The organism is Paenibacillus lautus (assembly GCF_050482385.1).
Lineage (GTDB): Bacteria > Bacillota > Bacilli > Paenibacillales > Paenibacillaceae > Paenibacillus_AQ > Paenibacillus_AQ lautus_B.
On record NZ_JBCNHV010000001.1, the window covers coordinates 207169 to 221853 of the forward strand.

Sequence of the window (14685 nt, forward strand, 5' to 3'; positions counted from 1 at the left end):
TTATCCGCTAACGCAATCGATCCTTCATTTCCTCCAGCACAATTCCCCACCATGAAGAGGAACGGACGGCAGCAAGATCCATGTCTTTCAGCTCCCGCTTCATTTGTTCGAAGGCGCTCTTCCACTCGCGCTGAGTCTGCGAGGCGTCCGGTCGGGTTCTCGGCTTGATCTCCCCTCTCCTGAACTTCTCAAGTTTCAAACGAGATTCTTCTGCCGTCAAGATCATGGGAGGGGGATCGGGCTGCAAGCGCTCCGTTTGCTGTTTGAATCGAAGCACACGGTCCATAAAGGCGAGCAGGCTATCGATGGAGGCGTTCATGTAGGTCGGTTTCTGTGTACGGCCCTCCGTTACTGCCCATACCGCCCCTGTATCCCGTTTGATCGCGACATGAAGCCCTTCGCTCCAGATCTCCCTTCCGATCGCGATATAGTCGCCATGAACATCCTGTAGCGGTAACGCTTCGTGAAACAGAAGACCCAAAGGAGGCTCCTGCAGCTCAAAGTCCGGCAATCCCCAATGCACGAGCATTTCCGCCGTCTTCTCGGGCATTCCCAGGCGATCCAAGCTTTCCCTCGTATAAGACAGCACTCCGTGATCATACAACGTGTGAAATTGCTGCTCCACTCTAACCCTCCCCTAAAATCCTAAACTGGTACGCAGTCTTTAGCATATGGTGATGAAGCGGTCTACAGATATTCGCCAAAATAGAACTGCAGCGCTTCCTGGGAATACCCGTCGCTTCCTTGCCACTCCGACATCGAGAAGAAATCGTCGTTTCTCCTCGGACGCGTGCGAGGCGTATCCTGCGGAACCAGCACGCCTGCATATCCCCAAACTTCCATGAGCACGTCTCGTTCATGCTTGCTTGAAGGCAGAACATCCTTCCAGCGCTTCTCGAGATGACGGGGGCTTTCTTGTTCGGTACAGTCTTCAACGGCTTCCACCAGGCCCCGCAGGATGGCGATATCTTCATCATCCACCGTTAGGCTCTCCTCATGGCTCAACAGCTCCAGATCAAGCCAGCAGTAGAGCAGATGATTCAAGCGGATGCCTCCCCATTTGACCCGTTCGAAATTAAGCACATTCAGGTCGACATTCATATAATCCCGGTCGGACTGCAGCCCGGCGTGATTGCAATCCCCACAGCTGCTGTAATTCGGCACGGCTGAGCGCCGCTCTTCGAACGCATGAAGAGGCAGGCGCGAGGTCAGCGCCCAGCTGGAGAGCGCGCTTCGCAAATGGACCTGTTTCGTGGACAAGCTGTGCAGAAAAGCAGCCGCAACCTTTTCTTTTGTAACCGTCTGATGCAGGTTGTGCAGCCATTGGATCAGCTCATCATGCCCGATGGTGAGGGGATCGAACATCAGCCCCATGCTTTTCGCGTATTCAAAATCCTCCCCAACGAACGGCAAAGGACTGCTTTTCCAGCCGCTGGATGACCAGAACGTTTGGAGTAAAGTCTTTTTCGCTTTTTTATCCACAACTTCTCACTTCCCATTTTTTTCTTGCTCCTATCATATCAAAATAAGCAAAAGATTTATTTAAATCCTTCGATAATTTCATTTATTTGTTTAATATGTCTTTGTTCATGCAAGTACAGTGATCTAACCCATTCTATTAATAACATCTCTTTAAATACGGGGTGGGTGAAATGTCTTCTGCTTAGCACGGACGGGTCTTCTAATGAATGGAGCAGTTCCGTTAGCTTCTCTCTTGAATGATGCAGTTTCTCGACAATTTCTTGATATTCTATAATTTCATCGGTTGGTTTAGCAATGTCAGGAGCTTCTAACTTTCTACTTCTGTCCAGCAGAAATTCCAAAGGTTTATTCTCAATAATTGAATCTTCCTTGCCCTTCAATCCTCTTTTAATAGCAACTACATACAATTCTTCTGTCTTATATAGGTGTTGACATACCTGACTGATACTCCAACTGTTTGAGTCGTGCCGCCTGTTCAGCTGATCTCCATTCAATCCATTGAGGATTCCAAGCAATTCCTCTCTTGTTTCTTTTAATTTTTGATTGATTTCTTGAAGTTCCAGGGTAAACACTCCCTTCCATTGGTTTTTAAGGTGCCCTTGCTTTTCCGGATTGTTGACGATCTTCATTTCTAAAATAATCAATAAAAAATGCCCCGGCCCTAGATAGCAGTTATCTTAGGCTGGGGCATGATCTGTCTGCTTCTTCCATGATTATACATCTGATCGCCGAGGCGCGTAAGCCCCGCGTGCAAATATGGTTGCAAAAAAAGTGTTTCTTCCCGCTGCAATCCATTATGGGAGGTACATCAGTTTTACAAATATAACGGTTGGACGGGCATTTGGGAACAACGAATCAAGCACGGAAAGCCTGCGGCACATTACGCTGCGCCAGGCTGGCTTCCGATTTACGAAGGAACATATTTTATTTTGAGCAAAATCGAAGCCAGGGCAAGGATGGCAAACGCGATTCCGCTCCAGATTAACTGATGGATACCAGCAACGGCTATCAACCAGCCCCCTACCGTGGTGCCCAGTGTAATGCCCAGGTTGGAAAACGATACAAACAAGCTGTTGCCAAACTCCGGTGCATCATCAGTCACCGTTGTCAGCCATGTTTGGCTGACGATTAATCCTCCGGAATGGACCATCCCCCATAAAACCACAACGATCATAGCCGGAATCCCGTATGGCCCCAGACTATACAGCAGTATGTAAACCGCAATATACAGCATAGGGAATAGCATCACGGTCACCCGTATGTTTCTTTGCAGCATGGCACCAAAAACGAAATTGCCGAAAATCATGATGATTCCAAAACCCATCAGCATCACACTGATCACCGATCCGTTCATAAGTGTGACCTGGCCGAGGTATTCCGCAAAATAACTGTACACCGAAAACATCGCCGCAAAAATAAAAATGACCGAGGTTATATTTAACCACAATGCGGGTTTCCGCAATATCCCCAGCTGTTTGCCGAATGACATTTTGTTCTTAACCGGCATGGACGGCAGCCAGGCCAATATACCTGCAAAGGCAATCGCGCTAATAGCCGCTCCAAACAAAAATGCGGTTTCTAGCGAAACCTTTTCCGCCAGGTAAGAAGTCAAAGGCACACCAAATGCAAATCCGACCGTAATCCCGGCAAATACCTTCGTGACCGCTTTACTGCTCTTCTCAGGTGGAACCAGCTGGGCCGCAGTGACCAAAGCCACGGAAAAAAAGACCGGATGAAAGAAGGCCGGAATGATCCGGAACGCCAGCATCACTTCGAATTTCGATGTCATGGCGTACACGATATTGGACACCGCAAACATGAATACTGCGATAAGAAGAATCACTTTCCGATTGATACCCGATGCCAATAATGTCAGAAAGGGTCCCGAGATGGCGACCACAAGGGCAAACACACTGACGAGCGTACCCGCCTGCGATGCCGTAATATTAAATTTCCGGGCCACTTGGGGCAGAACGCCAACGATACCCATTTCCGTCGTAATAATACCAAAAACACCTAAAGCCAACATGATAATAAGTAAAGGGTTCACTTGTTTCTGTCTCAAAGAAATGATGCTCCTATTCTGTCATTTGTATTTTCATATCTGTATATGTAGATATGATAGTCCGCAGTTTCACCATCTATATTCAATTATATATCTATATATCTAGATGGATTTGAACAAAAAAAACACCTCCTTATAGTTTGTTTTGAATATACTCGGAAAATTCCTTGATAGTCTGTTCATCCCGGCGATAATAGGTCCACTTTCCGATACGCTCGGACTCAAGCAGTCCTGCTCTTTGAAGTGTCAGCAGATAATTGGAAATGACGGATTGCGCCAGCCCGCTCTTCTTTTGAATATCGGCTACACAAATTCCGGTCCGGAAGCTGATGCCGTAATCCATATATTTTTTCTCTTCAAAATGATGCTCCGGGTTTTTCAGCCAATCCATGATTTGACAACGGGTCTCATTGGATAACGCTTTGTAAATTAAAATAGGTTCCATACAGATCATTATATCTATTTATATAGATTTGTAAATCATTTTTGAATACTGGTCATCAAATAAATCTACTGACTTTACATATATACAGAACAAAAGCAGACACGCTGAATAGTGTGTCTGCTTTTTCTTCTTCGGATAAATTCATTTTAAAACGAAGGTTTGATGTTGGAAATAGGCTGTGTGACTCAGCTAAAATCAATGATTATATTATTGATTTGATTTTTTGATGATGATGATGTGTGTTGTCATAATTGGTGAGAAAAATCAACGGAAAAATGTTGATGCATCAAGGCGTATTTTCATATTTAATGAGAAGAGTTCCCTTAGTAAACACCGGATAAGAGACCCATTTCAGTATTAGTGAGAATTACCGCAAACCTGGACTTGCATATTTATTCACCTACATACATCGATTATGGACCAAGTCACTTCGGGCGCTATTTCGCAAATATGGAAGCCCTCGCGTTGTTTTGGCATCGGAAGAAATCAGTGGTTTGGTTTCAGGTCGACAGTAGTCCGCTCCCTGTTGAATCCCAGGCTAAGGAGGATCCTAAAGAAAAAATTACGGTGTCCACAGAACAAACTTCCCCACTCTTTCTTGTTCCAAAATAATCCCATTCGTAACAGAATCTATATTCTGTTACGAAAGAAGTATCTAAGAAAAAACCTTCATTCTCTCTCAGCAAGAGTTTGAAGGTTTTTACGCGGCTGTAATCTTATTTGAACTAACGTTCCCCGTTAGCTTAATAGATCCCATTTGTAGCCTCAATGCCAACTACCACTTATTCTATTAATCTCCCTTTACTTTTGTTTCTTCCTCGCTCGGAGCGCGGTTACTGGAAGCGTGAATAAACTGCTCATGAAAATTCGTCCAGTTGGCTACTTCCATGAGCAGATTCGTTAGCTTGATTCGTGGTAGCAGCTCATAAAGGGAAAGACTGAAATTCCGGGATCTGAATTTTCAGACACAAAATAATCTCAAAGTTTATGCAACGCTAATGCTTAAGTATATCTCCTTAAAAAATTAAACATTAGTGGAACAGCATCCACAAAAAAGGCTTCATCACCGTGTCCAGCCTTATCCAGGACGTGAAGTTCTACTTTATCCTTTCCTGCTTTTTCTTCTATTAATTGAGCAAGTTCAATTGACTGCTGGGGAGGAACAGTATCGTCTTGTGCTCCATGAACTATAAGAAATTGTGGAATATCTGAATTAACATGTGTTATTGGTGAAAGCGCTTGAGCCTTTTCAGGAACATCACTTGCCAGTGCACCAAAAACTAATGATTCTACCGAATCAGGATTACCATACGACAACGACGGTGAGACACCAGTTTTTAATATATGCTCACTCATTTGTTCCTTCATGGCAAGAATATTTGTTGGACCACAGAAATCTATAACTCCCTGAACATCGCTTGAATAGTCGGAGTTTCCATAGGATAATCCCTCCAACTCTTTTACACCTGAGGAAGTTCCCAATAAAGATGCTAGAGTACCTCCAGCAGAAATACCAATTGCAACAATTTTCTCCGGATTAAGCCCATATTGTTCTGCATTAGCACGTAGATACCTAATTGATGCTTTTGTATCATATACAAGTCGTGGGTACTCTCCTTCGCTGCTTAAAGTGTAATTAACACTTACTACAGCAAATCCTAATTCTCTGGCTAAAAGAGGTATCTCTAATTGAGTTCCCCTTTTGTCTCCAAACAGAAATCCGCCTCCGAAAAAGAAAACCAACACAGGAAATGGCTTTTCACCTTGGTCTGGCAGATAAATATCCAGAGTTTTTGAATCTGGTAAATCACAAAATGGTAAGTCAAGGTATTTTGTTTTAATATCTGATATATTAGCATTTACATCTTCCAAAAATTCAGGAGGAAAATTTGCAAGTATCTCCTTAACCATTTCAGATTTCGCCTTACCGCAGATAAAAATTTCTTGTTTCATATCTACATTATCCTTTCACATTGTATTGTGGTTGCCTAGCATGTCCAGGGTCCGGCGATTCTAAATCGACGTTCCTGTGCAGATGAGGCCGGTGACACTGTCGCCCGAGGACAAGATCGCGATGAGCAAATCCTGTATTGTTATAGCACAACCATAACCTTCAGACTTTTATGTTCATTTCGTAGTCCGACACATTCATATTGCGACTTTTTACTTGTACGAAAAGTCCAAAAATGATACACCAAACCATTATTGTATATACAGACATTCTTTCAAAAACCGCAGCATACATATTATTATTTATCCCAATAAATAATGCGAAACTTATGATTCCTATAATGCAAAAAATGACACTCAACGTTGAAACCCATTTTTGTGGAAACATTCGATGAGACATCAAGCCACCGCATAATATAGATAAGTTACCTCCTACTATAGCTAACATAGCTCCAATACCATGAAACGGTTCGCCCCACCAATCATACCCTGGAAACATACCAACCATGGTTATGCCAATTGCATAAATTGCAGTAAGTGCTAGACCTATGATTTTTCTTTTTGATGGCAGTGTGTTCATTATCATGAAATACGCTATAGCGAATAAAATTCCATTAGCAAAAAAGCCAAAGTTCATGACAAAATATAAAGGAGAATTAATCATACGCCCCATGAACTGTGTTACCACTGGTATACCCAAATCACTAATATAGTTTATGGCATATTGATACGATGGGTTGCTCCAAGCATATGCTGATATAGCTTCGCACAAAAGATAAACAACCCCTGCTAAAATAAAGAGAATAGAACCTACTTGTAGTATTTTTTGACTGATATTTTTCATTAGTTATTTCTCCTGTCGTCTTTGTTCAATTTTTGCTGGTTAGAGTAAAGAACACTCCTTCAAGGGATGGTTTATGAATGTTAGTCTCATTCAAATTTTTTTCTGCAATTTTAGAAGAAGTCAAACCATCCCCTACTTATTCAAACAACTCATTTATCGTAGTATCAATAATAAAATCTACGGCTTCTTTGGTACCACTAACAGTAAAATCAAATTGGAACATTGAAGATAATAAACAATCTACAACTTGTGTTGCCATATCCAAACTTTTCTTTGGGATAAGTTCATATTCCGAGATTAAATTTTCCATTCTTATTTTATCGTTATTGAAATCCTGCTCCATATAATCGGGTGGTAGCTTTTGGATAATCAATGCCCACTCATCCCACATTGATGTTAACCATGACATAGTAGACAATTCTATTGCCAAAGCTTTGAGCCCCTCTGCAAGGCCATGTTTACTTGAATCTATTTTCATTTTATCGTATAAAATTTGATCTAGTTCTTTTTGATATTCATCAGCGGTTTTCACAAACAGTAATTCTTTGCTTGAGAAAAATTGATAGAACGCTCCGGTAGAAATGTTTGCTCTCTGTACAATATCTCGGATACCAGTTTTTGAGTAACCATACTGCTTCCAGCATTCCTTACAAGCATTGATTAGATTTTGTTTGATTATTTGTCGTTCATGTTCTATAAAGCTCTTAGACATACTATTGCACCTCCCATATTATAAACGTATGAACATTTATATAATATTGTTCATACGTTTAATTTAGATAACATATTTCGAATTGTCAAGTACATATCAAGAAATGTTACCATACCTCTTGTATTTGAGCCTTTACCCGATGAGGGAAAAACGAATGTCCTGAAGCTAGCGATAATATTTTCCGCAGGGCTGATGGAGGCAGAGGCTGGGGAGCTGTATACGGGTGACGATAGCGTAATAAATAGCGGCAGTCTTGGACTTTCATCCGTGACTGTCGTTTTCATTTTTAGAGTAAGAAAAAACGCTAAACCGGATGCAATTCAGGGCTTAGCGTATATTTTCGTTAAAATGTTGGCGGGACCCCTAATACAACGTAGTCTGATGTTTTTATTGTCTTGATGGTTAACTGGATATTGGACTCAAGCAGTGCCGCTGCCTATGCTCAAAAAGTTAGAATTAAATTACAGACAGGAGAAGTAATCGAAGGTAAGGCCCAATTATCAGGGGATCCGAATCGGACAAAAGTGCGCACTGATGATGGTCCATTGTGGATCCCCTATGAGGAAATTGAATTTGTTGAACGCTTAATAAAGCTGAATTGATTAAGGAAGGCCGCCTAACGGCGGGTTTTTGATAATCTTCGCACGCAAGTTTTCGTATATTTATTCATTTTCTCATTAATTGCGAAAATATTTCTCGTCAATTATGAAAAAACCATCAACAAATATGACACCACACACCGATGATGATTAATCTAAAAATCGGCATATTTGTACATTACCTCATCGCTTTGGCAAGCTCCGTGAAAATAACCCCGAGCGCGTAAGCACCCGCATCCGGGTATCCGATGCTGCGTTCGCCTACCGTGCCCGCTCTTCCCATTCGGGCAACGATGTCTGCCGTCTTCTGTGCTCCGAGAACCGCTGCTTCGGCTGCCTTGATCGCCGCCGGCTTTATGTCCACGCCCTGCGCAGCACTCTCCGTCCAGGAATCCGCGAACGGGACGAGTGCATCGATCAATGTCTTGTCGCCGACGACAGCTCCTCTTCCGAACGATCTTTCGCCCGTATCCTGGATTCCTTTCACAACGGCCTGCATCATATCTGCGACCTCTTGAACGGACAATTCCTGCTTCTGACCGGCAGATTTACTCGCTGCACGGAATGCGGATCCCCAGATCGGTCCGGAGGCCCCGCCGCAATGCTCCATGATGATCATCGAGCAAGCGTCGAGGAAATCGCCGATATCGCTAAGATGGTGGGTCAGAATATCGTCCCACTCCGCCTTGAGCTGCTTGAAGCCCTTGGCGACACTCATGCCGAAATCGCCGTCTCCAGCATGGGCGTCGAGCTCGCAGAACGGCACCTCGTTCTCGATGATGACCTCGCTCATTTGATCGATCAGATATACGATATTTTGCAAGGATAACCGGTTGTTCTTAATCACCGCAGCGTCAGCATCCGTATTGTTTTTATACGAAACCACGCGCTCTGACTGCTCTTCTTGAATAACCTCGGTATAGTTGACGGGCTCAAAAGATCCCTTAACCGACAGTGCCGGCGTATCGCATGGTGCAGACAGCCACTTCTTGAGCGTCTCGTCCAGCTTCATGATCGTCACCGATGCACCTGCCATATCGATGCTAGTCATATAGTTGCCTACGAATACTTTGAATACCCGCTTGTTTCGGGACGTCAATTCGCGCATCACGGAATTGTTCAGCAAGTACAGCTCCTGCAGTGGCGTGCCGCCAAACCCATTGATTAATACGGCAACTTCATGCTCCGCAGAATCATTTATTTGCAAGTTTTCCAGCAAAGACACGACCATCCGCTGGGCCAGCTCATCTGCAGGAACAACTTTCTCCCTGCGGATTCCCGGTTCGCCGTGAATGCCGACGCCGTATTCCATCTCGTTCTCTTCGATATGAAACGTCGGAGTTCCCTTGGCGGGCACGGTGCAGGAGGTAAACGCGAAGCCGATGCTGCGAACATGGTTAATCGCATGCTGCGCCGCTTCCTTTACTTCCGGCAGGGACAGTCCCGCTTCTGCGGCTGCTCCGGCTACCTTATGAACGAGCACCGTTCCGGCAACCCCTCTTCTCCCTACCGTATAGAGACTGTCTTCAACGGCGATGTCATCGTCGACCTTCACATAATCCACTTGGATACCATCCTCGCTCGCGAGGTGGGCCGCATTTTTGAAGTTCATGATGTCGCCGCTGTAATTTTTGATAATAAGCAGCGTTCCCTGATTGCTCGCGGAGCTGCGGATCGCTTGATACACCTGGATTTGGGATGGGGAAGCAAACACATCGCCGCACACGGCCGCATCCAGCATGCCGCTTCCAACGAATCCGGCATGAGCCGGTTCGTGCCCGCTTCCGCCGCCGCTGATTAGCGTAACTTTATCTTGGTTGATCTCTTTTTTGGAAATCACTTTGAATTTAGGGTTGAACGCCAGCTCAGGATGCGCCAGCACAAGCCCATTGCACATTTCCCGAACCAAGGTTTCCGGCTTATTCATGATTTTCTTCATCTTATATCTCCTTACTAAATTTGTATTGACGACCCAACTGATCAGCGGCCATAATCGCGGATGCTACCGCTTCCTCCGAAATCGGGAATGGCATCGAATGGATGGATTCCTCGGCAATACATGCCTTCTTGGCCACTTCAAGCAGTTCCTCGTAGGTCACTTGCTCGACGCCGATATCCTCCAGGCATACAGGAAGACCGATCGACAGACAGAAGTCCAGCACTTCCTTCATTTCTTCCCGGTCGGCATTCTCAAGCACCAATTGAGCAATCGTACTGAAGGCTACCTTCTCGCCGTGATAATAATGATGCGTTCCTTCGAGAGCCGTCAAGCCATTGTGAATCGCGTGAATCGCTGCCAAACCACCGCTCTCGAAGCCTAATCCCGATAACAGAATATTCGTCTCGATAATATTTTCCAAGGCTGGCGTCACAATATTTTGATCACAGGCCAGTTTCGCTCTGTACCCGTTCTCAAGCAGTGTTTCATAACATAACTTAGCAAGTCCCAGCGCTGTAATCGTCCCTTTGGCGTCACCGCATACACACTCGCGAACACCGCACGGCAAACCGGCATTGACATTGGAGTACGATTGAGCTGTCGCTCTTGCTTCGAAATAAGTAGAGAGCGCATCCCCCATTCCGGCAACAAGGAATCTAGTCGGCGCTTTGGCAATAACCGTCGTATCAATCATGACGACACTAGGACTTTGTTTGAAATAAGCATAATCATCGAATTCGCCTTCCGGGGTATAAAGGACCGCCGAATGGCTTGTCGGTGCATCGGTTGCTGCAATCGTTGGGACCACAATCAGGGCCTCACCTTCAGCTACGCATTTTGCCGTATCAATCGCTTTGCCTCCGCCGAGGCCAATCGTGCAGGCACATTGATGCTCCTTCGCCAAAGCTTGCAATCTGGCAACCTCCTGCCGGGAGCATTCTCCACGGAAGCCGCTTTCAACTAGCGTTATATTAAATTTCAGTTTCGTTGACTCCAGCTTGTCTTTTACCCGTGCAACATCATCGGGATGGGCAATCAGCAGAGCGGAATCTCCGAATGTCTTTACAAAATAACCTAAATTCAACAGTTCGTTCTCACCTTGCACATATTTTGTCGGACTGATAAACGCTCTTCTCATGTTCATTCCTCCTAAGTAAACTATACTTATTATTATAGGTTGTACTTATTCGGGAAGCATGAAACAATGAGATCGGAATAAAGCGTTTTCTTATCGTGTTTTTTTGTCATCTCTATGGAAAATTGTATTATCTTGTTCTTCAGTAGAAGCATTCGCTATAATATTCAGTAGAGTTTCTATAACTTTTCATAGGAGAATGTTGTCATGTCCAAATCCCGATATGATTTAGAAGAAATCATTGATTTGGAGAAATGGGAGAAGCTGCAGGATTCCTTATCGCTCGTGACCCAAATGGCGATCCTTACGGTCGATTACAAGGGCGTTCCCGTCACCAAGCACAGCTACTGTCAGCCTTTCTGCCAAGGCGTGCGCCAGGATTCCCATCTCTCTCCATATTGTCAAAAATGCGACGCGCGTGCCGGCATTGAAGCGGTTCGCCAAAACAAGCCATACATCTATTTATGCCATTTCAACATTATCGATATCGCCATCCCGATCATTATTGATAACCAATATCTTGGTGCGATCATGGCGGGGCAGCTCAAGCTCCGAGAATCTGACGCTCCGATGCTGGAGCAGATCGTATCTCGGCCGCCCAATGTGGAGTCAAATCGAAAGTTTAAGGAACTCGAAGGGGATTATGATGCACTGCCCGTCTTATCCTATGATGAGGTGACGAAGTGCGTGGAGCTGCTGCTGCAATTAAGCACCTATATCGTGGAGGAAGCGATTCAGAAGCATACCACGATCGATTTATACAAAAAAGTGCTTACTTCCAACATGGAAGCTTATAACGAATCGGATCGTGCGGTCCGCAGCATCCAATCGATGCAGCAGGAGCTCTCAGGAGCACTGATCGATACCAAATTGAAAAATGGCGCTGGGCGGTTCGTCTCATCGAATGCCGTGCTTCAGCCTGCGTTTGACTACATTTTTGCGCACAAGCATGAGAATTTCACCCTGAAGGAGATGGCCAAGCTTTGCCATATTAGTCCCAGCTATTTCAGCCGCATATTTACGAAAGAAACGGGAGAGAATTTCTCCGTCTTCATCGCCCGGCTCAAAATTGAATGGGCCAAGCAGCTGCTGGAGTCCACCGATTCACCGATCCATCAAGTGAGTGATGATTTGGGCTTCTGCGATACGGGCTATTTCATCAAAACATTTAAAAAGTTCGAGCACCTCACTCCGGCCGTGTACCGAAACATGTATGCCGGGCCATCGGCTAAGTGATCGGTTTGCCTACCGATCATTTCAAATAAAACCCCTTCGTTCATGAACGAAAGGGTTTTTGCACATCATCAATTATAATCATCAGAGCCGTAATGAAATATATCCTGTTCGTCTTCGGTCCTCAGTTTTCTTAACATCGTTCTGTCTGTTTCTATCGTAGGGAGATCCGAAAAGATATCTTCGATCCGCATATCATTCACCCTCCAAAGCTTTCACAATATCCTGTAACAAAGTTTCGGATATCGTGTCACGGTTGAATTCGTTCAAGCTGATGATCCTTACTTCCTTCCTATATTTTATTTTATCTATTTCAGGGTGACTCTCTAGGGGGATCGTCCCAAGAACAATTCGATGATCACCAATAATCTCTTGTACTATTTTTTTAAAAGATGCAGATAACATTTGCATCAAACCAATTTCATCGATGACAATGATTTTCTTAGAGGACAAAGCGTCCTCTAGTATTTTCACAGCAAAATCTTCGAATGCTTCTACATCCACTCCATATCTTCCAATACGAGTGCTGCTAGGGTTTTCTACATGTGCAATCTCGACGCTATCCCCACGAACGGACACGCATTTGAAACCTATTCGCTCACTCGAATTCGTTATTTCCTCCGTATAGAATCCACCGCAAAAATCCGTGCCAATGGCATGGATAAGTTGTTTGATCATCGTCGTTTTACCTATCCGAGGCTCCCCCGTGAGTAAAAATGCATGCTTGGCTTCCAAGCGTCCCCCGTCCATTCTTGACAGCAACTTACAGCGAGGCGGGTTCAAATCCCATGTCTCATACGGGACTGAGCGATCTGCATTCATTGCATCAAGCGTGCGTGATTTGACCTGGGGCCTTTTTATGTATTCATCCATATTCGTATCGTCCAGATTTAAAAATTTGGCCTCCAGAATTTCTTCCGGTTGAATGGTTATCTCTCCGCTAACATATTCCGCATGAAAAACGACAGACAAGACATGAAGCCTCTCGTTGTAATACACGCCTGATATGCCTAAAGGTCGTATAACCACTCCTGTTTCCTCCAGAAACTCACGGCACACCGCCACATCTAACGCCTCGCCAGCATCAACAAAACCTCCGGGCATTTCCCACGTATCCGAACGATAATGAGTACGAACCATCAAAACATGTCCTTCCTCATTCTTAACAAGTGCTGACACAGCAACGAAATGTTTGGACTGTTCATGCATCGTATAACACCATCCGTTTCATGTTTGATCCAGTATTATAGATTTAACTAATGAAAAGAAGAACCTCAACGGAGAAGCGGAATTATTCTGGAGAAGCGGTAGCGGTCGCCTTTGCACCCGGATTTCACCCCTTGTTAATGGATTGATAGAAATCTGGGGGCAACAGCGATCGGAAGAATAATCCGTATTCGTAGTGATGCTCGGGCTGAGAATCTTTAGTTCAACTTATAATAAACTATTGATCAAATTATTCCATAATGATACATCCGATTCACCAAGGGCGATAGTCCTGCGGCTTGAATTGATATTAATTTATATTCCGATTTCCTGCATTTTCACCATAACTTTCTTGACCCTGCCATCCATATCCGTTCCCGCAAACTTTGGAAGCTTGAGTTCGCCGACAATCTTCCCATCGCGCATAAACATAATGCGCTCCGTCCGTGCCGCAACTTGTGCATCGTGAGTGACAAGCATGACCGCAGTACCGTCTGCATTGATTTCAGAGAATATGTCCATCACTTCCTGAGCGGATATGGAGTTGAGTGCGCCCGTAGGCTCGTCGCCGAAGATAATGCTCGGGCTGTTCATCAGCGCCCGGCATATTCCCGCACGCTGAAGCTGACCACCCGAAACCTGGGTGATGCTGCGTTTTTCTAGCTCTGTGATGCCTACCCTTTTCATAAGCTCTCTTGCTTTCACCGAAATGTTCGCGGCGTTTTTTCGGTTATCCCGCATGGATGGAAGAATGATGTTGTCGAGGATATTCAAATTTTTCAGCATCGTCGGCTGTTGGAACACAAAGCCCATTTTGGTTCTGCGCATATCTGCAAGCTCATTCTCCCCCAGCGTCGATAAATCCTTACCCTCAAAAACGACTTTTCCGCCATTCACGCCATCCGTCCCGCTCAGTGCAAACATTAGCGTTGATTTTCCCGAGCCTGATGGTCCCATAACAGCTACGAACTCGCCCTCGTGAATATAGGCGGACACCCCGTCAAGAACATTGCGCTGTTTGCCACCTTCACCGAAAGATTTTACGATATCATCACCGATAATCATCTTTTTCATC

General features: G+C 44.7%; 13 protein-coding genes and 1 pseudogene. 1 reads left to right on the forward strand and 13 read right to left on the reverse strand.

Features of this window, described 5'->3' with window-relative positions; genetic code table 11:
* Nucleotides 1-7: 7 nt before the first annotated feature.
* The 10 genes from ABEW73_RS01050 to ABEW73_RS01095 all read right to left on the reverse strand — a co-directional run bounded on the left by ABEW73_RS01050 (nucleotide 8) and on the right by ABEW73_RS01095 (nucleotide 11174).
* Entirely contained in the window at nucleotides 8-625 is a 618-nt protein-coding gene (locus ABEW73_RS01050; RefSeq protein ID WP_430172586.1) for an SUKH-4 family immunity protein, read from the reverse strand.
* Nucleotides 626-687: 62 nt separating this feature from the next.
* Nucleotides 688-1482: a hypothetical protein gene (locus ABEW73_RS01055; protein WP_430172584.1), complete on the reverse strand. Its 795-nt coding sequence runs from the start codon at nucleotides 1480-1482 to the stop codon at nucleotides 688-690.
* A 56-nt stretch (nucleotides 1483-1538) separates the two neighbouring features.
* Nucleotides 1539-2045 carry a DinB family protein gene (locus ABEW73_RS01060; RefSeq protein WP_430172932.1) on the reverse strand — a complete coding sequence of 169 codons (507 nt, stop codon included), beginning with the start codon at nucleotides 2043-2045 and terminating at the stop codon, nucleotides 1539-1541.
* 344 nt (nucleotides 2046-2389) lie between these two features.
* Nucleotides 2390-3511, reverse strand: a complete 1122-nt coding sequence (locus ABEW73_RS01065; RefSeq protein ID WP_430172930.1) for an MFS transporter — start codon at nucleotides 3509-3511, stop codon at nucleotides 2390-2392.
* Nucleotides 3512-3680: 169 nt separating this feature from the next.
* Nucleotides 3681-3992 carry an ArsR/SmtB family transcription factor gene (locus ABEW73_RS01070; RefSeq protein WP_430172582.1) on the reverse strand — a complete coding sequence of 104 codons (312 nt, stop codon included), beginning with the start codon at nucleotides 3990-3992 and terminating at the stop codon, nucleotides 3681-3683.
* Between the two features lie 1002 nt (nucleotides 3993-4994).
* Nucleotides 4995-5945 (reverse strand): alpha/beta hydrolase, encoded by a 951-nt coding sequence (locus ABEW73_RS01075; protein ID WP_213652807.1) that lies wholly within the window; start codon nucleotides 5943-5945, stop codon nucleotides 4995-4997.
* Nucleotides 5946-6105: 160 nt separating this feature from the next.
* Nucleotides 6106-6786, reverse strand: coding sequence for a DUF998 domain-containing protein (locus ABEW73_RS01080; RefSeq protein WP_213652808.1), 681 nt, complete (start codon nucleotides 6784-6786; stop codon nucleotides 6106-6108).
* A gap of 136 nt (nucleotides 6787-6922) precedes the next feature.
* The gene (locus tag ABEW73_RS01085) at nucleotides 6923-7498 is read right to left on the reverse strand and encodes a TetR/AcrR family transcriptional regulator (protein ID WP_430172579.1); all 576 of its coding nucleotides are present in this window, start codon (nucleotides 7496-7498) and stop codon (nucleotides 6923-6925) included.
* 777 nt (nucleotides 7499-8275) lie between these two features.
* Nucleotides 8276-10036: a dihydroxyacetone kinase subunit DhaK gene (gene dhaK / locus ABEW73_RS01090; protein ID WP_430172577.1), complete on the reverse strand. Its 1761-nt coding sequence runs from the start codon at nucleotides 10034-10036 to the stop codon at nucleotides 8276-8278.
* 1 nt (nucleotide 10037) lies between these two features.
* A complete protein-coding gene (locus ABEW73_RS01095; RefSeq protein ID WP_430172575.1) occupies nucleotides 10038-11174 on the reverse strand; it encodes a glycerol dehydrogenase in 1137 nt (378 codons plus the stop codon).
* Nucleotides 11175-11378: 204 nt separating this feature from the next.
* On the opposite strand from ABEW73_RS01095, the gene ABEW73_RS01100 reads away from it, so the two are divergent.
* Nucleotides 11379-12407 carry a PocR ligand-binding domain-containing protein gene (locus tag ABEW73_RS01100; RefSeq protein ID WP_430172573.1) on the forward strand — a complete coding sequence of 343 codons (1029 nt, stop codon included), beginning with the start codon at nucleotides 11379-11381 and terminating at the stop codon, nucleotides 12405-12407.
* Nucleotides 12408-12599: 192 nt separating this feature from the next.
* Here the strand turns inward: ABEW73_RS01100 and ABEW73_RS01105 are convergent, their stop codons facing one another.
* The 3 genes and pseudogenes from ABEW73_RS01105 to ABEW73_RS01115 form a co-directional block, all read right to left on the reverse strand.
* The gene (locus ABEW73_RS01105; RefSeq protein ID WP_430206377.1) at nucleotides 12600-13154 is read right to left on the reverse strand and encodes a nucleoside-triphosphatase; all 555 of its coding nucleotides are present in this window, start codon (nucleotides 13152-13154) and stop codon (nucleotides 12600-12602) included.
* Nucleotides 13155-13178: 24 nt separating this feature from the next.
* Nucleotides 13179-13613 (reverse strand): annotated as a pseudogene (locus ABEW73_RS01110) (NUDIX hydrolase); the annotation flags it as partial.
* A 312-nt stretch (nucleotides 13614-13925) separates the two neighbouring features.
* Entirely contained in the window at nucleotides 13926-14684 is a 759-nt protein-coding gene (locus tag ABEW73_RS01115; protein ID WP_430172571.1) for an ABC transporter ATP-binding protein, read from the reverse strand.
* Nucleotide 14685: the final 1 nt, after the last annotated feature.